This window comes from Roseomonas sp. BN140053 (assembly GCF_047690175.1).
Taxonomy (GTDB): Bacteria; Pseudomonadota; Alphaproteobacteria; order Acetobacterales; family Acetobacteraceae; genus Roseomonas.
In genome coordinates this window covers 45,350-66,502 of the sequence record NZ_JBLLEB010000017.1, presented here as the reverse complement: position 1 = coordinate 66,502, position 21,153 = coordinate 45,350, and the positions used below count along the sequence as shown (strand labels likewise).

General features: G+C 73.9%; 15 protein-coding genes. 5 read left to right on the top strand and 10 right to left on the bottom strand.

All coding sequences use genetic code 11. From position 1 onward, the window contains the following. Positions 1–25: 25 nt before the first annotated feature. The 9 genes from xrtA to ACLIBK_RS15850 all read right to left on the bottom strand — a co-directional run bounded on the left by xrtA (position 26) and on the right by ACLIBK_RS15850 (position 10,689). Positions 26–1,564 carry an exosortase A gene (xrtA, locus tag ACLIBK_RS15890; RefSeq protein WP_415388261.1) on the bottom strand — a complete coding sequence of 513 codons (1,539 nt, stop codon included), beginning with the start codon at positions 1,562–1,564 and terminating at the stop codon, positions 26–28. Continuing rightward, positions 1,561–2,808 carry a TIGR03087 family PEP-CTERM/XrtA system glycosyltransferase gene (locus tag ACLIBK_RS15885; RefSeq protein ID WP_415388260.1) on the bottom strand — a complete coding sequence of 416 codons (1,248 nt, stop codon included), beginning with the start codon at positions 2,806–2,808 and terminating at the stop codon, positions 1,561–1,563. Before ACLIBK_RS15885 ends, xrtA begins: the two co-directional genes overlap by 4 nt. 5 nt (positions 2,809–2,813) lie before the next feature. Next, positions 2,814–3,857 carry a FemAB family XrtA/PEP-CTERM system-associated protein gene (locus ACLIBK_RS15880; protein WP_415388259.1) on the bottom strand — a complete coding sequence of 348 codons (1,044 nt, stop codon included), beginning with the start codon at positions 3,855–3,857 and terminating at the stop codon, positions 2,814–2,816. Further along, complete coding sequence (locus tag ACLIBK_RS15875; RefSeq protein WP_415388258.1) at positions 3,854–4,702, bottom strand: XrtA system polysaccharide deacetylase; 849 nt, start codon at positions 4,700–4,702, stop codon at positions 3,854–3,856. The genes ACLIBK_RS15880 and ACLIBK_RS15875 overlap by 4 nt, the downstream gene beginning before the upstream one ends. After that, complete coding sequence (locus ACLIBK_RS15870; RefSeq protein WP_415388257.1) at positions 4,699–5,700, bottom strand: AAA family ATPase; 1,002 nt, start codon at positions 5,698–5,700, stop codon at positions 4,699–4,701. Before ACLIBK_RS15870 ends, ACLIBK_RS15875 begins: the two co-directional genes overlap by 4 nt. A 185-nt stretch (positions 5,701–5,885) precedes the next feature. Then, positions 5,886–7,649, bottom strand: coding sequence for a hypothetical protein (locus ACLIBK_RS15865; RefSeq protein ID WP_415388256.1), 1,764 nt, complete (start codon positions 7,647–7,649; stop codon positions 5,886–5,888). Continuing rightward, positions 7,636–8,553: a P-loop NTPase gene (locus ACLIBK_RS15860; RefSeq protein ID WP_415388255.1), complete on the bottom strand. Its 918-nt coding sequence runs from the start codon at positions 8,551–8,553 to the stop codon at positions 7,636–7,638. Before ACLIBK_RS15860 ends, ACLIBK_RS15865 begins: the two co-directional genes overlap by 14 nt. Continuing rightward, complete coding sequence (locus ACLIBK_RS15855) at positions 8,553–10,088, bottom strand: XrtA system polysaccharide chain length determinant (protein ID WP_415388254.1); 1,536 nt, start codon at positions 10,086–10,088, stop codon at positions 8,553–8,555. Before ACLIBK_RS15855 ends, ACLIBK_RS15860 begins: the two co-directional genes overlap by 1 nt. Before the next feature lie 4 nt (positions 10,089–10,092). Further along, entirely contained in the window at positions 10,093–10,689 is a 597-nt protein-coding gene (locus ACLIBK_RS15850; protein ID WP_415388253.1) for an XrtA/PEP-CTERM system exopolysaccharide export protein, read from the bottom strand. A gap of 536 nt (positions 10,690–11,225) precedes the next feature. On the opposite strand from ACLIBK_RS15850, the gene ACLIBK_RS15845 reads away from it, so the two are divergent. Genes ACLIBK_RS15845 through prsT form a run of 4 tightly spaced genes read left to right on the top strand, consistent with a single transcriptional unit; the run spans position 11,226 to position 18,919 of the window. Continuing rightward, entirely contained in the window at positions 11,226–12,572 is a 1,347-nt protein-coding gene (locus ACLIBK_RS15845) for an exopolysaccharide biosynthesis polyprenyl glycosylphosphotransferase (RefSeq protein ID WP_415388252.1), read from the top strand. A gap of 25 nt (positions 12,573–12,597) precedes the next feature. Continuing rightward, positions 12,598–14,691 (top strand): XrtA/PEP-CTERM system histidine kinase PrsK, encoded by a 2,094-nt coding sequence (prsK, locus tag ACLIBK_RS15840; RefSeq protein WP_415388251.1) that lies wholly within the window; start codon positions 12,598–12,600, stop codon positions 14,689–14,691. Further along, positions 14,688–16,088: a PEP-CTERM-box response regulator transcription factor gene (gene prsR / locus ACLIBK_RS15835; RefSeq protein ID WP_415388250.1), complete on the top strand. Its 1,401-nt coding sequence runs from the start codon at positions 14,688–14,690 to the stop codon at positions 16,086–16,088. The genes prsK and prsR overlap by 4 nt, the downstream gene beginning before the upstream one ends. Positions 16,089–16,135: 47 nt before the next feature. Next, positions 16,136–18,919, top strand: coding sequence for an XrtA/PEP-CTERM system TPR-repeat protein PrsT (gene prsT, locus ACLIBK_RS15830; RefSeq protein ID WP_415388249.1), 2,784 nt, complete (start codon positions 16,136–16,138; stop codon positions 18,917–18,919). Between the two features lie 53 nt (positions 18,920–18,972). Here prsT and ACLIBK_RS15825 read toward each other — a convergent pair whose 3' ends face one another. Beyond that, positions 18,973–20,163 carry a glycosyltransferase gene (locus ACLIBK_RS15825; RefSeq protein ID WP_415388248.1) on the bottom strand — a complete coding sequence of 397 codons (1,191 nt, stop codon included), beginning with the start codon at positions 20,161–20,163 and terminating at the stop codon, positions 18,973–18,975. Between the two features lie 41 nt (positions 20,164–20,204). Here ACLIBK_RS15825 and ACLIBK_RS15820 point away from each other — a divergent pair, with 41 nt between their 5' ends. Further along, complete coding sequence (locus tag ACLIBK_RS15820) at positions 20,205–21,134, top strand: hypothetical protein (RefSeq protein WP_415388247.1); 930 nt, start codon at positions 20,205–20,207, stop codon at positions 21,132–21,134. Positions 21,135–21,153: the final 19 nt, after the last annotated feature.

Genomic DNA, 21,153 nt, shown 5'->3' with positions numbered 1-21,153 from the left:
CAGGTGGCCGCGACGAATGCCCGCCTCACGGGTCCGACCGACCCGACGCGGACAGCGTCGCCGCGCGGGCGGCGAGCCCGTCACCCTGGGCTTCCAGCACCGCCTGGAACAGCGCCCGCTGGCGGGCCGCATCCATCCCGTCGCCGGGTGGGCCGTCCGGGCGGAGCGTCACGGCCACCATCACCGGCCGCCCGCCCGGTCCCGCGCCGAAGGCCTTCAGGGCCTGCGCGGCGCGGCTGCGCAGGCCGTCACCGGCGAGCTTTCCGTCCAGCCACACCGCCGCCGCCGCGAGGCCGCGGCCCCCCGGCGGCTGCCGCGCCCGCCAGGCGCTGCCGCCACCCATGGGAACGTCGAAGGTGACGTCCTCGTCGCCCATCCCGCCCAGGGCGCCGCGCCGGGCGGCCGCCACGGCATCCCAGTTCGCCGCGGCCGGGAACACCAGCACGCGCGCGGAAATGGTGGCGCCGACGCATTGCAGCGCGTCCTCCGCCGCAGCCCTGCAGGGCAGCGGCGCCACGAGCCGGACGGCAGCGGTCTGGGGCGGCCCGGCCCGGCGGTCCAGCAGCGCCGCCACGGCCGGCCCGGAGGCCGCGAGAACCAGCGCCAGCCCGGCTCCGGCCGCCGCCAGGGCCGGCTGCGCGGAAGGGGCGGGGCGCCGCTCCGGCGCGGCCCTGCCGGGTGCCGCCGGCTCGTCCTCGCGGAAAGGCATCCCGGCCAGGGTCAGCAGCAGGATCACCAGGGAAAAGAACACCCAACCGTAGAGCACGTGGTCCGCTTCCACCGCCGCGGCGCTGCCCTGGTAATGCCCGAGCAGCACGAGGCCGAGGGCACGCAGCCCGTTGGCCAGGATCGGCACGGCCACGGCCAGCGCCATCACCACCAGGCGCCGCCCGGGGCTGCGGAACATCACCAAGGCGTAGAGCGCGCCGAAGGCCAGCGCCGCGATGATGAAGCGCAGCCCGGCACAGGCCTCGGCGACGTAGAAGGTGCCTTCCGGGATCTCGATGATCAGCGCGTCCACGTAGTGCGGGATGCCGGTGAGCGAGAGGCCGAACTCCACGATCCCCGCGGTGATGGCCTGCAGCAGCGGCACCGCGAAAGCACCGAAGGGCACGAGAAAGACGAGATAGGCGAGCGGCGCCGCCATGGCCCGGCAGACCCGCCAGCCCAGCACCGCCAGGAGCAGCGCGTAGAGGACGCCCAGGGCGGCGAATTGCCGCCCTTCCATGATCCCCATGCGCTCCGCCGCGAGCCAAGCCAGCCCGGCGGGAACCGCGAGCAGGGCCAGCGCCGGCGCCGGCCGGGGTGCCAGCGCCAGCAGCCGCTCCCGCCGCGCCCAGCCGAGCCAGAGCGCGATCGGCAGCACCAGCCAGCCGTGGTTGTAGGCGGTGGAAATCGTCCAGGTGTGGACCGCCGCGGCCGCTTCCGCCCGGAACAGCAGGCCGAGCAGCGCGAGGCCGAGGGCCAGCACGGGCAGCGCCGGGCCCCAGCCCTGCCAGGACGCCGCCGCCTGCCCCGTCGCGGCGGGGGGTGGTGCGGGGCGTGCCGGGACCTGCGCCGTCATGCCGCCCGGTCCCGCACCCGTTCCGCCCCGGCAGGGGCCGCTTCCAGCAAGGGGTCGAGCCGGCGCAGCGTGGCCGACCAGTCATGGCCCGCCGCCACCGCTGCGCGGCCGGCGGCGCCCATGCCGGGATGCGCGCCGTCGAGCAGGGCCGCGATCCGCGCCGCCGTGTCCGCCGCGCCGTCGGCCACCAGCAGGTCGCGCCCCGGCATGGCGCGCACCCCCTCGAAGGCCTGGGGCGAGGCGACCACGGGGCGGGCCATGGCCATAGCCTCCAGCACCTTGTTCTGGATGCCGCGCGCGATCCGCAGCGGCGCGACCGAGACCGCCGCATGGGCCAGAAAGGGCCGCACATCCGGCACCGCCCCGGTCACGCGCACGTCCGGCAGGCGCGCCAGCGCCTGCACCGCCGGGGCCGGGCTGGCGCCGACGATCCAGAACTCCGTGGCCCGGCCGCGGGCGCGCAGGATCGGCATCACGGCGGTGGCGAACCAGGTCACCGCCTCCACGTTGGGGCGGTAGTTCATGGTGCCGGTGAAAACCAGGGCGCGGGCGCCGGCAAAGGGGTCGGGGTAGTTCTGCGCCGGATCGAAGCGGTCGAGTTCCACGCCGTTGTCCACGTGGTCGAGCCGGGCGGCGCAGTCCGGCGCCAGTTCCGCGAAGCGCCGCGCTTCCTCGGCGGACACGAAGACGCTGCGGTCGAAGCTGAGCGCCGCCCGGCGCTCGAAGGCCAACAGCGTGCGGGCTTCGCGGGCCCAGACCTGGCGCATCGGCGCCCGCGCGCCTTCGGTGTAGGCGAGCCATTTCTCGGAATCGACGTCGACGAAGTCGAGCACGCGGCGCAGCCCCGGCCGCCGGGCCGCCGGCCCCATCAGGTAGGGTGCCATGGAGGAGGAATAAACGAAGGCCGCGTCGTAGCGGCCGGCGGCGAGGCCGTCCTGGACCCAGGCGTGCAGGCCCGGGTCGTGGAACCAGCCCAGCGTCAGCGGCAGGCCCGGCCGGGCGCGCAGCAGCGCCCGCGCCGCCAGCTGCGTGCGCGCGCCGGTGAAGCGGCACTGCACCGCGGCGCAGACGGTGCGCAGGAACGGCACGTGCGTGAGGTCGGCCGGGTCGTCCGCCAGGCAGCCGAGATCGACCTCCCACGTTTCGGCGAGATGGCGGAGCATGTGCCAGGAGCGGATCTTCTCGCCCTTTTCCGGCGGATAGGGGATCCGGTGGGCGAGAAAGAGCAGCCGGCGGCGCGGCACGGCGCTCACCCCAGCCCGCGCACGAGCGCCGGACCGACGAGCCCCGCCACCGGCAGGGGCAGGCGCTTCCAGACGGCGATCATCAGCCGGTATTTCGGGTTGTTGGGGTTGTTGTCGGGGATGCGGGCGCCGGGGGCCAGGCGATAGCAGTAGTGCAGGCGCTCCGGCTCGAAGCCCCAGTTCTTTTTGAAGCTGAAGGCACCGGTGTCGATCTTGCTGCGGCCGAAGTCGAACAGCGTCGCCCCGCGCTCGGCGCCGGCGCGGCGCATCACCTCCCAGTACAGGAAGTCGTTGGCCGACACGGCGCGCGCGCCTCGCGTGCCGCCGCCGTAATAGGGCAGGACCTCGTCGCGGAAATGGAAGTTCAGCACGGCCGCGACGGGGCGGCCGTCATGCAGCACGGTGGTCACGTCGTGCTCCCCGGGAAAGGCCTCGGCCAGCAGGCGGAAATAACGGCGCGGAAAAACCGGGCTGCCGAGGTTGCGCACGCTCTCGGCATAGATGCGGTGCAGCCGGTCCGTGTCGGAATCCGACACGGAGGCGAGGCCCAGCCTGATCGCCTTGCGCACCTCGGCCCGCTGCTTGCGCGGAATGTTGGCCGCCTGGTCCTTGCCGTCGTCGCCGGTGATGCGGAAGGGCTTGCGAAAGGTGACGTAGAGCGGCGGCCGTTCCTCCCACCCCGGGTCGGGTGCGGCGCGGCGGCGGAATTCCAGCACCGGCGCGCCCAGGCGGCGGCGGAGGCCGACCGCATGCGCTTCCAGCGCCGCCGCAGCGTCCGGCGAGGCCGCGACGGGGCCGCCGTAAACGCAGAAGGGGGTGGAGGACAGGCTGTCGCCGAAGAGCCGCGTCCGCATCCGCGCCAGCGGCAGCACGCCGACCACCGCGCCGTCCTGCTCGGCGAAGACGTAGTGGGTGGGGTGGTTGAAGGCGCCGCGGATCACCCGCGCCCAGGCGGAGAGATGGAAGAAGGTCGCGGCCGGGGTGGCGCGGACGAAGCTGTCCCAGGCGCCGGCGGACGCGTCGTCGAGCTCGCGGATCCGGACGGTCACCGGGGCGGTCCGATCTGGGCGGCGAAGACCTCGTCCATCCGCCCCCAGCGGAAATCGCCCAGCAGCCGGTCCACCCGGCGCAGCATGGTAGCGAGGCCGGTGTAGTGCCGGAAGCGGGACAGCCGCCCGGCCGCCGTCACGCGCGGCTGGTCCGGGTCCACCTCCCAGGGATGGAAGTAGAAGATGCCGGGCCGGCCCTCGGCATTCACCCGCCGCAGCCCGGCGCGGAACAGCGCGTAGGGCAGCAGGCGAAACCAGCCGCCGCCGGCGCAGGGCAGGTTGCGTCCGGGCACCCGCAGCGTGGTCATCGGCAGTTCCACCACGCCGTCCGGGCGCGGCCGGTGCGGCCCGCGCGGCGCATCCGGCGCGCCGTACAGGTCGTGGCGAACGGGGAAGACCGAGGAGGAATAGCGATACCCTTCCTCCTCCAGGACGGCGTGCGCCCAGGGCGTGTTCGGGGTGATGGAGAAGGTGGGGGCGCGGTAGCCCAGCACCGGCACGCCGCCCGCATCCTGCAGCGCCGCCCTGGCGCGGCGGATATCGGCGCGAAAGGCCGCTTCGCCGATCACGTGCACCTGCTCGTGGCCGTGGCCGTGGCTCGCCAGTTCGTGGCCGGCGGCGACGATGCGCCGCACCAGGGCCGGGTGGCGCTCGGCCACCCAGCCGAGGGTGAAGAAGGTGGCGCGCACGCCCGCCGCCGCGAAGTGTTCCAGCACCCGGTCCGTGTTGGCCTCGACGCGGCGCGCCAGCCCGTCCCAGTCGTCGCGGCGGATGACGCCGGCAAAGGCCTGCACCTGGAACCAGTCCTCCACGTCCACGCTCATCGCGTTGCGGGGCAGGGTCACCGATGCCGGCCCTGCATCTCGGAAAAGAAGCTCATGAGCTGGTTGAACACCCGCTCGCGCTGCGAGGTCAGGCGCTCCAGCGCCTCGACCCGGTCCGCCAGGTCGCCGAGGGTTTCTTCCAGCGCGCGGGGGCGGGAGGGGCGCCCGAACACGGAGCGGCCGGCATCGTCGCCCTCCAGCCCGGCGCCGAGATCCTCCTCCAGCTCCAGGGCGGTGGCTTCCACCATCGGCACGGTCAGCACGTCCGCCTCTTCCAGCGCGCCGCCGAGCAGCACGCGCGAGCAGAGGCGGTTGATGCGCCGCGGCAGGCCGGCGCTGTGGCGGTGCACGACGTCGAGCGCGCCGCTTTCCCAGGACGGCCAGCCGTCCCAGCCGACGGCGCGCATGCGGTGCTCGACATAGGCGTGCGTCTCGTCGCGCGTCAGCCCGCCCAGGTGGTAGGAGGCCAGCACGCGCTGCCGGAGCTGGTCGAGGTCGGGGCTGGCGATGATGCGCCGCAGCTGCGGCTGGCCGAGCAGCAGGGTTTGCAGCAGGGCGCGCGGCCCTTCGGTGACGTTGGACAGCATGCGCAGCTCTTCCAGCGCCGCCGGCGCGAGGGCCTGTGCCTCGTCCACGATCAGCAGGTGGCGCCGCTCGCCCTCCCTCGCCCCGGCCCGCAGGGTTTCGGAGATGCCGCGCAGCAGCGAGGCCTTGCTGCCCTCGGCGGGCACTCCGAAGGCGTCGGCGACCAGCCGCAGCAGGTCGTCGCCCCCGACCTGGGTGGTGGCGATGCGCGCCACCATGAAGGCCGAGGGGTCGAGTTCGCTGCACAGCCGCTCGATCAGGGTGGTCTTGCCGGCGCCGACCTCGCCGGTGACGACCACGAAGCCTTCCCGCTGCGCCAGGCCGTAGGTCAGGTGCGCGTAGGCGCGGCTGTGGCCGGAGCTCGGGTAGAAGAGCCGCGCGTCCGGCGTCATCTGGAAGGGGTGCTCTCGCAGACGGTAATGGTCGATGTGCATGGACGGCGTCCTGGTTCGTGCCCCCGGGCCTGGCCCGCGCGGGCGAGAAGAGTGGTGCGGACCGCGCCTGCCTTTCCCAGGGGGATTGTCGGGGTGGCCCTGAAGCGGATGGCGGCGGTCGGTGACGAGGGGTGTGGAGCCTTTCCTGGGGTGGAAGAGCGGGCGGTTGCGCGGCGGGCGGCGGCCTAGAAGCTTTGCCGCAGCGTGGCGATCACCGCGTTCTGCAGCGTGTCGCCGCGGGCCTGCCGGTCCCCCGGGGCGAGCAGGTCGGTGGACCGATTGGTGAGGAGGTATTGCAGCGAGCCCACGAGGTTCTCGTTGAAGCGGTGCGCCAGGGTGGCGCGCACCGCGTAGGTGTCGCCGTCGGGGCCCAGCCCGGCGGACTGGGTGCGGCCGTAGCGCACGGAGCCCGTAAGGCTGGTCAGGAACGACAGCGCGTGCGACCAGCTGGCGCCGATCGAGTGGCTTTCCTGCCGGAAGGCCGTGGTGTTGTCCTGCACGGAGATTGGGATGCGTTCCTCGCGCGCGAGTTCGAGCGAGATGGTGTCGCGGTCCCAGACCTGGCTCAGCCTGGCAGTGGCGCGCCGGCTGCGGAACAGCCCGTTCTGCGTGGACAGCAGGCCGCCGCCCGACGCGTCGCGCGCGGGGGCGCCGGTGCGCGTGTCCACGGGGTTGCCGAGCGCGTCCACCGAGGTCTGGGAGAGCAAGTCGGCGCCGAGCCGCGCGAAGGTGGTGATCTCGTCCGAATAGCTCGCGGACAGCACGGTGCGCGCGCCGATCCCCACCCGCGCGTCGATCCGCGGCGCGTCGTACCCGTTGCGGCGCTGGTAGCGCAGCAGGATCATGCTGCGCGGCCCGGGATCGAGGCGCAGGCCAACACTCCAGACCGCTTCGCTGATCCGCACCGGCGGGACGCCGCCGTATTCCTGGTCCTCGTAGCCGGCTTCCACCAGGCCGGTGACGACGCGGTTGAAGGCGTAGCGCGTTTCCACGATGCCGAGCGCGCGGTGCGCGCCGTCGAGCACGCCGCCGCCGGAATAGGTCGTGCCGCTCAGCCGCGCTTCCACGGCGAGGGGGCCGAAATCCTCGCCGGTGCGTAGCGACGCGAAGCCGGTGTGGGACATGAAGTCCTGCGGCGTGAAGAAGGGCGCGCCGCCCGGGGTCAGCGTGGCGGGCCTTCCCCCCTGGTCGGCGTACTGGAAGGCGTAGCCGATGATCGAGGTGGCGAGGCCGCCGTAGCGCTGGATGTAGTAGGGGCTGAGCGAGAAGTTGAAGGTCTGGGTGCGGTCGTTGCGCGGCAGCGTGGCCTCGTCCGAGGCCGAGCGGGTGCCGGTGATCGGCAGCGCCGCGGCGGAGGCGCGCATGTCGAGGTAAACCGAGCCCGGCAGCAGGGTGGCCACCGCGGTGCCGTTGAAGCGGTGGTCGATCCGGTCCTGCCGGGGCGAGGCGGCGTAGAGCTGCAGGCTGGGCGAATAGCGGAAGGATGTTTGCAGCCGGGCGCTGTCGCCGGTGACGATCAGCCCGGGGCTGATGGAGGTGACGAAATCGGCCTGGCGCTCGCCGTCGCTGCCCTGGAAGGCGTTGTCGGTTGCCAGCAGCTGGATGCCGATGCTCGGCTGGATGGTCCAGCTGCGGGCCGGGGCGGTGCCGCCCAGGGGCACGGGCCCGCCATAGGGGGAGTCGAAGAAGCCGCCCAGCCGCACCGGCAGTTCCCCGGGCGCGGTGGCCATCCCGCCGGGCACCAGGCCGGGATCGGGCAGCGTGGCGCCGGAGGCCGCGCCGCCCGTGGCCGCGCTGCCACCCGCCGCGCTGCCGCCGCCCGCGGCCCCGGCCGCCGTATCCGCGCCGCCCACCTGTGCCCGGGCCGGCGCTGCGGCCCAGGGCAGGAGGACGGCCGCCAGGGCCAGCAGAACGGGCGCGACCGGGCGCGGGTGGTCAGGTCGGGGCATCGTGGTGGCTGGTGCCGTAGGCCCCGTAGCCGTAAGCTCCGAAGGTGTTGCTGGGCGTGAAGTTGGTCCGGTTGAGGACCAGCCGCAGCATCGGGCAGGCATCCACCATGTCCAGGGCCGCTTCCAGCTCACTGCCCTGCGTCCGTTCCGCTTCCACCACCATGAGGACCTGCCCCACCGCCGGCGCCAGCATGCTGGCCTCGCTGGTGGACAGGCAGGGCGGGGCGTCGAGGATGATGATGTGCCGCGGCAGGGCCGCCGCGAGGGCCTGCACCGCGGCGGCCACGGCCGTGCCGGACAGCACCCCGCTGTGCTCCCTCGTGGCCCCGCCATAGGGCAGGATCGAGAGCCGTTCGCTGGCGGTGGGAACTAGCAGCGGCGCGGGATGCCGCGTGGGGTCAGCCGCCAGCATCCGCAGTCCCGGTTCGGCGCTGCAGCCCAGCAGGTCGCTCAGGGAGTGGCGCTTGCCGTCGGCATCCACCAGCACCACGGGGTGGCCGGAGGTGACGGTGATGCGGGCGGCGATGTTCAGCGCCGTGAAGCTCTTGCCTTCCCCCGGGCGCGCACTGGTGACGAGCACGAGGCGCGGAGTCCGCTCCCCCTTTCCCGGCGTCAGGACCGGGCCCACCACCTGGTGGGCGATCACGGAAAGTTCCTCCGACAGCCGGCTGCGTCCCGGCTCCAGGCTCACCAGGCCGGCCCGCGCCAGGGTTTCGGCGGTGATGGACGCGCGCGGCGGCGCAGCCTCGCCCCCTGCCGTTTCCCGGAGCACGGGGGCGGGCGGCAGGACGGGGACCGGCAGGGGTCCTGCCAGCCCGGCGCCCGCGGCGCCCAGCGCGGAAAGGCCGCCCAGGGCTTCCGCCGCCCGCTCCACCAGATGGGTCCGGGTGCGCGAGGAGGACATCACGCCAGCACCCGCGACACGAGGGAAGGCACCCGCGCCAGCAGCGAGGGTCCGCCGACCGTCACGGCGCCGAAGGCGAGGAACAGGAGCGAAAGGGCCCCCGCGAAGACGTAGACCGCCCCGGCCCGCCGCGGCGGTTGCAGGGAGGAGATGGCGCCGAGGATCGGCAGGTTCAGCCGGCGAAGGTCCTGCAGGGAATGAAAGCTGCGGTCCATGGTGGCCAGCAGCACGGCCAGCGCGGCGCCCGCCCCCAGCCCCGCCAGGAGGACGCCGACGCTCAGCAGCATCCGCTTCGGGCCGATCGGCAGGGTGGGCACCGTCGGCGGCTCGATGATCTCGAGCCGGACCTGGTCGGCCCCGACGCGGGCCGCCCCGGCGATCTGCAGGGATTCGCGACGGCCGAGCAGTTCCTCGTAGTTGCGGCGGATCACGTTGTAGTCCCGGTCGAGGTTCTGGAACTGCGCCTGCAGCTGCGGGGCGCCGCGCGCGAGCGCCTCGAGCCGTTCCACCTCGGCCGTTTCGTCGCGCACCTGCCGTTCCAGCGAAACCAGCTGGGCATCGGCATCCACCATGCGGAGCTGGATCGCCTCGCGGGCCGGGTTGGGCAGGCTGCGGCCGCCGCGCGGCGCGCCGTCCCCCCGCACCGTGTCGCCGTCGCCGCCGGCGCGGATCTGGGCCAGGGCCGCGCGGGCGGCGATCACGTCGGGGTGCTGGTCGGTGTAGCGCAGGCGCAGCTCGCGCAGCTGGCGCTCCGCCTCGGCCGCGCGGCTGGGTCCGCCGCCGCCGCCCACCGCCTCGGCCGGCAGAGTGGCGGGCAGCGCCTGCAGCTGCTGGCGGGTCAGGTCGCGGCGGGAACGCGCATCCTCCACCTCGCCGCGCAGCTGCGCGAGGCGGCTGCGCGACGTTTCCAGGCGCGTCACGCCGCCCAGCGCGTCATTGGGCAGCAGGTCGAGGTAGCGCGAGCGGAAATCGGCGCGGCGCCGTTCCGCTTCGCGGAGCTGCGTTTCGTAGGAGGCGATCTGCTGGTCGATGAAGCCGCGCGCATTCTCCATCTGCTGGCGGTCATTGCTGGCCGCGCGTTCGATGAAGAGGTTCAGCGTGGCCTGCACCACCGATTGCGCGGTGCGCGGGTCAACGTCGCTGTACTCGATGCGGAACAGGTTGCGTGCCTGCGGCATGATGCGGATGTCGCGCGCGAGCCGCGTCAGCAATCCTTCCCGACCGGCCACGCTGGTCACGCGCTGGTCAAGTTCGCTCCGGGCGACCACCCGCTCGAGGTTGGGGCGGCTCAGCAGCGTGCGCTGGAGGGTGTCGACCTGCGCCGCCGTGGCGCCGTCCACCGCGATGCCGCGCAGCGTTTGCCCGAGGATGGCATCGGCATCGGCGTAGATGCGCGCGCTCGCCTGGTACTGGTTCGGGATCATGGACACGCCGAACCAGCCGGCGAGGCAGACCACCCAGGCCAGCGCCAGCGCCTTCCAGCGGTGCCGCCAGCTGATCGCGGCGTAGCGCCGCAGCTGCTCGACCGGGAGCATCGCGTCAGAACCAGCTCTGCGGGATGACCAGGGTATCGCCGGGGCGCATCGGCAGGTCCTGCGACACGTCGCCGTCGCGCAGCAGGGCGGACAGGCGGACGGGGATGACCTGGGGCGGCGACCCGTCGAAGTTGCGCCGGATGACCTCGGCCCGGTTACCGGCGGCGTAGCGGGTGAGGCCGCGCGCGCTGATCAGGACGTCGAGCAGCGTCATCCCCTCCCGGTAGGGCAGGGCCAGGGGCTCCGCGGCCTCGCCGATCACGCGGATCAGCCGTGCCGGCGGCCCGACAAAGGAGCGCACCATGACGGTGACGTTGGGGTCGCGCACGTACTCGCGCAGCCGTTCCGCGATGTCCTCGGCGAGTTGCGTGGGCGTTCGGCCTGCCGCCTGGATATCAGCCACCAGCGGCATGGACACGCGGCCATCGGGGCGGACGGGCAGGTCCACGCTGAGTTCCGGGGCGCGGTAGACGAAGATGCCGAGCGCATCGCCCGGGCCGATCACGTAATGCGTGTCCTGCGCCGCGGCTTCCTGGGCCAGCGGGGTGGAAGGGCGGGGTGCGGAGGCCGTGCAGGCCGTCAGGGAAGCAGCGACAAGCAACAGAGCGAGCCGGTGACTTGGCTGACGCATGATACCTCCCGCACGTTTGAACCCGCGGCGCCACTTGCAGCGGGCGCCGCGGACCACCCGCACCCACAATGGTGAACGAGTTTTCGAGCCTCTACGAGGATTATCGCAACGGTATCGAAACGCAAACACATTCGGGGCAAAGTCTCAAATTTAGTTCCAGCGTACATCACGGCAGTGGGAGGACGACCATGATCCTCTCGCCCAGGTCGCGAGTGGTCCGCCTCTACTCACTACGAGTGCGGATTTCTCCTAGGATCCATCATCAATAGTGCTTCAGTCTTCTTTGCGCTTTTAAGTTGAGATCAGGATAATTTGCAATTTTCGGTTGTAGAACGCGTCATCACGATCACGCGATTTGCCACCCAAGTTCATCCATTATCTGGACATTGCTTCAAAAATTATCTTGCATACCCGTATCGATCCGACACGTGATGAACCACCGTATTTCGGGAAGAAATACCTATCATGGCCCCGCGCGAGAGTGCTGCAGTCCTGGGAGCCCGGTCATGACCCGGCTGTTCGGCCACAGCGTCCGCTCCGGGTTGCTCCTGCTCTACGTGGCAGAAACGCTTGCCTGCTTCGCTCTCTGCTATACGGCCTTCCATTGGCAAACGGCAGGGCTCCTGCCGGCGGGAAGCAGCGGCGCCATCACCTTTCCCTCTGCCCTCGCGATCTGCTCCGGCGTGGCCTGCGGTGCCAGCGGCCTGTACCAGCCCGAGGCCTGGATGCAGTCCCGCCGCCTGGTCGTCGGTGCCGTCACCGCCGCCGCTCTGCTCACGCTCCTGGCCTGGATCGCGTCCCAGGCGCTGTTGCCGGCCTCGGCCAGTGCGGGCTTCGGACCGGCGCTGGTGGCGCTCGGCTTCGTGGGCGTCGTGATGCTGACGCGGCTGGGGCTGGCGGCCGCGTCGCGCACCGGCCGCTTCCGGTCCCGCGTCGTGGTGGTGCGGGCACCCGGGCAGGATGGCGAGGCCGATCGCTGGACGCGCCAGGAAACCTTTCTGGACATCGCGTTTCTCGACGTCGCGCCCACGGCCTCCGCCGCCGCTGCGGTCGAGGAGGAGCTCTCGCCCGCCCGGCTGCGGGCGTCGCGCACCTGGGCCGTGGTGGCCGAGGATCCGTCGGTGCTGCCGGCTTCCACCCGCGCCAGGCTTTCCGCGGCCGGCGTGCGCCTGCTCGACAGGACCGAGTTCTTCGAGCACCGCCTGGGGCGCGTCGACCTGCTGCGGCTGCCGGTGAACTGGGCGGCCGGCCACCGGCGCTATCCGGCCGAGGCGGCCCTGCGCCGCGGCTTCGACCTGACGCTGAGCCTCGCGCTGATCGTCATCACGCTTCCCGTGCTGCTGCTGGCCTCGCTGGCCATCAAGCTCGACAGCCCCGGCCCCATCTTCTACCGCCAGGACAGGGTGGGCCGCGGCGGCCGGGTGTTCAGCCTGCTGAAGTTCCGCAGCATGGTGGTGGATGCCGAGGTCGGTGGCGCCCCACGCTGGGCCACGCAGCGCGACCCGCGCGTGACCCGGATCGGCCGCTTCCTGCGCCTCACCCGCATCGATGAGATCCCGCAGGTGCTCAACGTCCTGCGCGGGGACATGGCCTTCGTCGGCCCGCGGCCGGAGCGCCCCGCCTTCGTGGAGCAGCTCGCGCAGGTGATCCCGCACTACGCGGCCCGCCATCTGGTGAAGCCGGGCATCACCGGCTGGGCGCAGGTCAACTACCCCTACGGCGCCTCGGTGGCGGATGCGCGCATGAAGCTCACCTACGACCTCTACTACATCCGGCGGCGCAGCCTGTTTCTCGATCTCCTGATCCTCGTGGCCACCATTCGCGTGGTGCTGTTCCAGGAAGGATCGCGATGATCCCGGCAGTCGGGGCGCGAGGGATGTGACCGCCGCCTCCGCCGGCCTGCATGTCGGCTGCGCCGCGATCTGCCTCGTCTGGGCCGTGCTCGTCCTGCTGGCCGGCCGCGGCCGGGGTGCCATGCTGCCGGCCGGCCTGTGCCTCGTCACCGCCGCCTGGGCCGCCGCCGTGGCCCTGGCGCCCGACACGCCCCTCGACGGCCCGGCCGGCGTGCTCGAGATCCTGCGCACCGGCGCCTGGCTGCTGTTGCTCACCACCCTGTCCCGGCGCCTCGGCGGGACCCGCGCGACCTTCTTCGTGCGCCGCTTCGAGATGGCCGGCGCGGTGCTGGTTCTGCTGGCCCTGGCCCTGCTGCTGCCCGGACTGGCCGGCGCGCTGGTGCTGCCGACCCTGGGATCGCCCGCGCTGCTGATGCGCCTCGCCCTCGTTCTGCTGGTGATCCTGCTGGCCGAGAACCTGTGGCGCAACGCCAACGAGAGCGCCGCCTGGCACGTCAACCTGCCCTGCATCGCGCTGGGCGGGCTCGCCGCCTTCGACGTGCTGCTCTACGCGGATGCCGCGCTGTCCCAGGCCTTCTCCGCCACGCTGCTCGATGCCCGCGCCGCCCTCACCGCCCTGGCCATGCCGCTGCTCGCCGTGGCGGCGGTGCGGGACCGGCGCTGGCGGCGCAATCCCGCGCTGTCGCGCGACGTGGTGTTCCACGGGGCCACGCTGGTGGTGGTCGGCACCTTCCTGCTGGGCATGGGCGCCACGAGCGAGGCGCTGCGCCAGCTGCATGCCGGCTGGGGGCGGACCGCCCAGGTCAGCCTCATCGCCGGCGGGATCATGACGCTGGCCGTCGCCCTCGCCTCCCGCTCGGTGCGCTCGCGGGTGCGGCGTCTCGTGGTCGATCACTTCTTCAGCGTCCGCTACGACTACCGGCGGGAATGGCTGCGCTGCGTCGCCGCCCTGTCCGCCCCGGACAGCGGAGCGGCGGCCCCGGTGCGCGCCATTCGCGCCATCGCCGACGCCGTGGACAGCCCCGCCGGCGTGCTGCTGCTGCGATCCCTGTCCCGCAAGGGGGAGGCCGACCTGCGCTGGGCCGGGTCCTGGAACCTGCCCGCGGCGCCGCTCGTGCTGCTGCCGGGGCATCCCTTCCTGGCGGCCCTGGCGGCGGAGAACAACGTCCTCGTCCTGGACGCGGAGGCCACGGCGGGCGGGCTGCATGCCGCCTACGGCCCGCTCTGGCTCGCCGTGCCGCTCTGCCACCATTCCGAGGGACTGCTCGGCGTAGTGGCGCTGTCCCCGCCCCGCGCGCCCTTCCCGCTCGACGAGGAAGTCTTCGAGTTGCTGCAAACCCTCGGGCGGGAGGTGGCGATGTTTCTGGCGGAACGGCAGGCTGCCACGAACCTGGCCGACAGCCGGCGCGTCACCGACTACGCGAAGCGCTTCGCCTTCGTGGCCCATGACGTGAAAACCGTGTCCAGCCAGCTCACCCTGCTGCTGGCCAATGCGGAGGACCATCTGCAGGACCCCGAGTTCCAGGCGGACATGCTGCTGACGGTTCGCGCCGCCGCCAGCCGCATCGACACGCTGATCGAGCGCCTCCGCAGCGACGGCGAGGGGGAGAGCGGCCGCGCGCCGCCCGCCGTTCCGGAGATGACGACGACCGTGCCGTTCGAGCGCCTGCACGCGCTGGCGCGGGGGCGGGCGCATCCGGTGCAGGTCGAGGGCGGGGGTTTCCCCCCGGAGCGCATCGCCATGCGGCCCGACCAGTTCGACGCGGTCGCGACCCACCTGCTCGACAACGCCGCGGAAGCCTCCCCGCCGGACGTGCCGGTGCGCGTGAGCCTGCGCCGCGAGGGCGGGCATGTCGTGGTGGAGATCGCCGACCGCGGCACGGGCATGAGCCCCGAGTTCATCCGCGACGAGCTGTTCCGCCCGCTGCGCACCACCAAGCCGAAGGGCAACGGCATCGGGGCCTGGCAGGCGCGGGAGCTGCTGCGCCAGGCCGGCGGCGAGCTGGAGGTGCTGAGCCGTCCGGGGCGGGGCACCACCATGCGCCTGCTTCTTCCGGCCGCGGCGGAAGCACAAGCCGTCGCCGCGCACGGCGCGGCCTTGTCGGTGGCCCGGGCATGAGCCGGCCCAAGCTCCTCATCGTGGAGGACGACCCAGGGCTTTGCGCGCAGTATCGCTGGGCCTTTCCCGCCTACCGCGTCGTGCTGGCCAATGACCGCGCCGCGGCCGAGCAGATGGCGCGCCGCGAAATGCCCGCCGTGGTGCTGCTCGATCTCGGCCTGCCGCCCGATGCCGAGGGCGTGTCGGAGGGCTTCGCCACGCTGGAAGCGCTGCGCCGCGCCTTTCCGCGGCTGCCGGTGGTGGTGGCCAGCGGCCAGGGCCAGCGCGAGAACGCCCTGCGTGCCGTCGCCCTCGGCGCCTATGACTTCCAGGAAAAGCCGGTGGACCTCGCGGTGCTGCGCACCGTTCTGGAGCGCGCCCTGCGGCTGCGGGAGCTGGAGGAGGAGAACCTGCGCCTCCTCGCGGGAAGCCGCACCTCCCCGATCCAGGGGATCGTCACCGCCGACGAGGGCATGCTCAAGGTTTGCCGCACGGTGGAGCGGCTCGGCTCCGTTTCGGTGCCCGTGCTGCTGCTGGGCGAGAGCGGCACCGGCAAGGAGGCGCTCGCCCACGCGCTGCACGCCATGGGGCCGCGCGCGCGCGGGCCCTTCGTCGCCATCAACTGCGCCGCCATCCCGGAGAACCTGCTGGAAAGCGAGTTGTTCGGCCACGAGCGGGGTGCCTTCACCGGGGCGGTCCGCCAGGTGATCGGCAAGATCGAGGCGGCCAGCGGCGGCACGCTGTTTCTCGACGAGATCGGCGAGATGCCGGCCACGCTGCAGGCGAAGCTGCTCCGCTTCCTGCAGGACCAGATCATCGAGCGCCTGGGTGGCCGCACACCGATCCAGGTGGATGTGCGCGTCGTTTCCGCCACCAACCAGCCGCTGGAGGAACAGGCGGCCAGCGGCCGCTTCCGCGGCGACCTGCTGTACCGGCTGAACTCCATGACCGTGCGCATCCCGCCGCTGCGCGAGCGCGGCGGCGACGCGCTGCTGCTGGCCCGCTGGTTCCTGGCCTACCACGCCAACCAGTTCGACCGACGGCTGCGCGGCTTCGACCCCGGCGCGGCGGAAGCGATCGCGGCCCATCCCTGGCCGGGCAATGTGCGCGAGCTGGAAAACCGGGTCCGCCGCGCCGCCCTGATGGCCGAGGGTCCCCTGGTCTCCGCCGCCGACCTGGAGCTGGCCGTGCCGGAAGCGGCGCCGGACGGCGGAACGGAGGCCGACCTGGACCTGCGCAGCGCCCGGATGCGGGCGGAGCGGGAGGTGATCGACCGGGCGCTGGCCCGCAGCAACGGCAGCCTGTCCGCGGCGGCCCGGCTGATGGGAATCAGCCGGCCGACGCTCTACGACCTGCTCGGCGCGCACGGGCTGACGCCGCCCCGCGCGGCCGCCACCGCGGCGCAGTCCGGCCCGTGACTGCCGTGCCGACCGCCGAGACAACCCCGCCCTCGTGGAGGCTCCTCATGGCCACTCGCTTCCGTCTCCCGGCGCTCACGCTGGCCGCCGCCCTGGCCGCGGCGCCGGCCTCCGCCTCGGTGGAGCGCGCCCAGGCGGCGCAGGCCCGCGGCGACCTGCGCGCCGCGCAGATCGAACTGCGCAACGCCGTGCGCGCCAAGCCCGATGCGGGCGACATCCGGGCCGCGCTGGCCGCGGCCAGCCTGGACCTCGGCGACGGCGACACCGCCGAGCGCGAAGCCCGCGCGGCGATGGAGCGCGGCTACGACCGCGCGGCCGGCACCGTGCTGCTGCTGCGCGCCTATCTCGCGCTCGGGCGCTTCCAGGACCTGCTGCGCGACTTCCCGGCCGAAGCCGGCGCGCCGCCGAAACTCGCCGCCACGGTGGCCGCCATGCGCGCGCGGGCGCAGCTCGCCCTGGACCGGCGGGACGAGGCGGGCCGTTCCGCCGAACAGGCGCTGCGCCTGGATCCCGCCGGGCTGGAGCCCAACCTCGCCGCCGCGGTTGTTGCCACCGCGACCGGCAACCGCGGGGCGGCGGAAGCCGCCCTGGCCCGGGCGCTGACGGCCGATGCCGACAATGCCGAAGCCCTGCTCCGCCAGGGAGCGCTGCTGTTCGAGGACGGGCAGTTCCGCCCCGCCGCCGAGGCCGCCGGGCGGGTGCTGTCGCGCGCCCCCGGCACCCTGCAGGCGCGCCTGCAGCGGGGGGAAGCGCTGCTCCGCCTCGGCGACGCCGCCGGCGCCCAGGCGGACCTCGATGCCGTGCTGCGCGCCGCCCCCGGCAACCCGCCCGCCAACATCCTGCGCGCCATGATCTTCGGCCAGGCCGGGGACTGGCGCGGCGCGGACGAGGCGTTGCAGCGCATCAGCCAGCAGATCCCCAACATCCCCGAGGCGCTGCTGCTGCTGGCCACCGTCAAGCGCGCCATGAACCAGCCGGCCCAGGCCGAGGACGCGGCGCGGCGCTATTTCGCCCGCCGCCCGGAGGATGGCCGCGGGGCGAAGCTGCTGGCCGCCATCGAGATGGAGGGGAACCGCCCGGACGCGGCGGCCGGCACCCTGTCCCGCTACGCCGCCCGCGGCCCGGCCGATGCCGAGGCCCTGGACCTGCTCGGCCGCGCGCATATGGCCGCGAAGCGCCCGCGCGAGGCGGCGGAAGCCTTTGGCCGCGCCGCCGCGGCCGCGCCGGACAACGCCGGCATCCTCGGCCGGCTCGCCGCCGCGCGCCTCGCCACCGGCGACACGGCGGGCATGGCGGCGGCGGCGCAGGAAGCGCTGCGCGTCGCCCCGGACGGAGCCACGGCGCGGCCGATGCTGGCAGTCGCCGCCCTGTCCCGCGGCGACGCCGCAGCCGCCCAGGCCGAGCTCGACCGGATGGACGCCGCCGCGCGCGGCACCGAGGCGGGGCAGTTGCTGGAAGGCTCGGTTCGCCTCATGCGCCTCGACCTGCCCGGCGCGCGCGCGGCCTTTGACGGGGCGCTCCGGGCCAATCCGGAGTCCATCCCCGCGCGGCTCGGCCTGGTGCGCGTGGCCATTGTTGAGAGGCGGGACGAGGAAACCGAGCGGCTGCTCGGCGAGGTGCTGCGGCGCGATCCCGGCAATGCCGAGGCGGGGTTGCGCCTGGCCGCGGCCGCGCAGTCCGGCAGCGCCGGGGCGCGCGCGGCCCTGGAAGCCGCCCAGGCCGCGGCGCCGGGTGAGCTGCAGCTCGCGCTCATCACCGCCAACACGCAGCTGCGCGCGGGCGATCCGGCGCGCGCGGCCGCGCTGCTCGGCTCGGAACCGCTGCAGAACCGGCGCGGCGATGCCGGGCTGCAGCTCCTGCTGGCCGAGGTCCGGGCCGCCCAGGGCCAGTGGGACGAGGCCGAGGCGGCGAGCCGCGCGGCGCTGGCCGCCGACCCCGCTTCCGCGCCGGCCCGCCGGCAGCTCGCGGTGCTGCTGGCCCGCCGCGACGACGCGCGCGGGGCCGAGGCGGTGCTGGAGGAAGGGCTGCGCGCGGCGCCCGGCGATCCCGTGCTGCAGGGCGGGGTGGTCGGGCTGGCGCAGCAGGTCGGCGGGTTGGACGCGGCGCTGGCCGCTGCCGACCGCTTGGCGCAGCGCCCGGGCGGCCTGCCCGCCGCGGCCCCGCTGCGCGGCGACCTGCTGCTGCGCGCGCAGCGGCCGGAGGATGCCGCCAGGGCCTATGCCGCCGCCTTTCAGCGCGCGCCGTCGCAGGTCCTGGCGCTGCGCCTCGCCCGTGCCTGGCAGGCGGCGAACAAGCCGGCCGAGGCGGCCGCCGCGCTCAACGCCTGGCTGGCGCGGACCCCGGACGACCCTGCCGCCCTTTCCGCCCTCGCTCAGCTCGACATGCTGGCGAACCGCAATGCCGAGGCCGAGCGCCGGCTGACGGCGGCGGTGGAGCGCGCGCCGCAGGATGCCACCGCGCTCAACAACCTCGCCTGGCTGACGCAGCAGCGCGGCGGGGCGGAGGCGCTGGGCCGCGCGCGGGGCTTGGCCGAGCGCGCCTACTACATCGCCCCTACGCCGGAAACGGCGGACACGCTCGGCTGGATCCGCGCCCAGGGCGGGGATGCCGCGGCGGCGGTGCCCCTGCTGCGCCAGGCCGTGGCCGCCTCCGCTGCCGGGCGGCCCGCGCCGGACCCGGGCATGTCCTATCGCCTCGCCTATGCGCTGCGCGCCAGCGGGGCGCGGGACGAAGCGATGCGGGTGCTGGAGCCGGTGCTGTCGGCAAGCACCGCCTTTCCCGAGCGGGCGCAGGCCGAGCGCCTGCGGGCCGAGCTGCGCGCCGGGCGCTGAGGACAAACGGCCGCGGGTCCTGTGGTCCCGCAGCTCGCGCGGGGTGGGGTGGCTCAGGGTTCCTGGTGCCGGGGCCGCGGGGACTGGCGCGCTTCGGCCCGGGGCTGGGGGGTTCGCGCGCCGTCGATCAGCGCCGCATAGGCGGCGAACATGGTTTCCTCGTCGTAGTCCCGCTCCGCCTTGGCGCGGTTCGCCGCGCCAAGGCGAGCCCTCAGCGCCGCATCCGCCAGCAGCGGCCGCAGCGCCGCGGCCAGCGCCGCCGCCTCCGGCGCGGCAACGTGCGGCAGGCTTTCCCGCGGCAGCATCGCGCGCAGGTCGCCCACGTCGGTGCTGGCGACCGGCAGGCCGCTCGCCATGGCTTCCAGCACGGAAAACGGCATCTGCTCCGTGTCGGAGGACAGGGCGAAAACGTCCATCGCCCGGTAGGCCGCCGCGGGGTCCGGCACGTGGCCGGCAAACAGCGATGCGCCCCCCAGGCCCAGTTCCGCCGCCAGCGCTTCCAGCCTGGACCGCTCGCCGCCGTCGCCGATCACCAGCAGCCGCAGCGCCACCTCGTCCCGCCGCAGCAGGGCGGCGGCCTGGATCAGGCGGGCGAGGTTCTTTTCCGGGCGCAGCGCGGCCACCGTGCCGATCACCGGCCCTTGCCCCGGCACCGCCAGCGCGGCACGCGGTCCGTCGGGGCGGAAGCGGCGCAGGTCCAGCCCGTTCGGCACGAAGCGCAGCCTCGCTTCCGGCAGGCGCCAGATCGTTCGCGCACCCTGCAGCAGCAGGCGGGACGGCAGGGCCACCGTGCCGAAGCGCAGCGCCAGCCGGCGCGTGAGGACCCGGCGCCATTTCTGCCGCGCGGCCTCGTCGGGGCCAAAGCCGTCCTCCGTGTGCAGGTGATGCAGGCGCGGCGGCGCCAGGTTGGCGATGGCCCATTCGATGCTGCCCCAATTGCTGGTCACCAGCACGTCGGGCCGCAACCGGCGCAGCAGGCGGCGGATGCGCAGCAGGCGCTGCGGAAAACGCTCGCCGGGCACGGTGGGAAAGGCGATCTGGTCCGCCGGCACGCGCAGCCGCTCGGCGCAATCGAAGCGGCCGTCGAGCGAAACCACGGCGTGCCGCCAGCGTGGCCCCCAGCGATTCGCCAGCGCCGCGTAGCGCACCTGGGCGCCGCCCACCGTGAAGGTGGGAAAGACGTGCAGCACCAGCGGCGCCGCTGGACCGGCCCGTGACGCCGCGGGCAGAGTTCCGCCGGTCACGCCGCGTCCACCGAGGGACGGGAAAACGGCAGGGAGGCGTCATGCCCGTCCGCGCGAAGCTCATCCTGGCATCGCTGCTGGCCGCGGCCCCGGCCGCGGCGGAAACCCTGCGCGTCGGCCCCGGGGAGCGGTTCCGCGCGCCCAGCGAGGCGGCGGCCGCGGTGCGCCCGGGGGATCGCGTGCTGATCGCGCCCGGCACCTACGCGGATTGCGCGACCTGGCGCGCGGCCTCGGTGACGGTGGAGGCCGCGCCCGGCGGCGCGGTGGTGATCACCGGCCCCGCCTGCGGCGGCAAGGGCCTGTTCGTCGCCGCGGCGCCCAACCTGACCGTGATCGACCTGACCTTTCGCGGCGCCGCGGTGCCCGACGGCAACGGCGCCGGCATCCGTGGCGATGGCCAGGGCGATCTGACGGTGCGGCGCAGCGTCTTCGAGAACAACGAGAACGGCATCCTCGCGGGCGGCACCGCGCCGTTCCGGCTGGTGGTCGAGGACAGCCTGTTCCGCGGCAACGGCGCGCTGCGCCCGGGGCGGGACTGCGCGCACGGGATCTATGCGGGGATGTTCGGCACGGTGAGCATCCGCCGCTCGCATTTCGTGGGCACCCGCACCTGCCACCACGTGAAGTCGCGCGCGCTGCGGACGGAGGTGCTGGACAGCGTCATCGAGGACGGGCCGGAGGGGGATTCCAGCTACCTGGTGGACGTGCCCAACGGCGGCGACCTGCTGCTGGCGCGCAACACGCTGCGCAAGGGCCCGCGTTCCGACAACCCCAACACCGCGGTGATGATTGGGGCGGAGGGGGTGCGGCACCCGACGCGCAGCCTGCGGATCGAGAACAACCGCTTCGAGAACCTGCAGGGGCGGGCCACCGCCTTTGTTGTCAACCGCAGCGGCGTTCCGGCGGAACTGCAGGGCAACCGGTTGAGCGGCGCGGTGACGCCGCTGGTCGGGGTGGGAGTGGTGCGCTGAGGCGCCGCAGCCGGCCGTT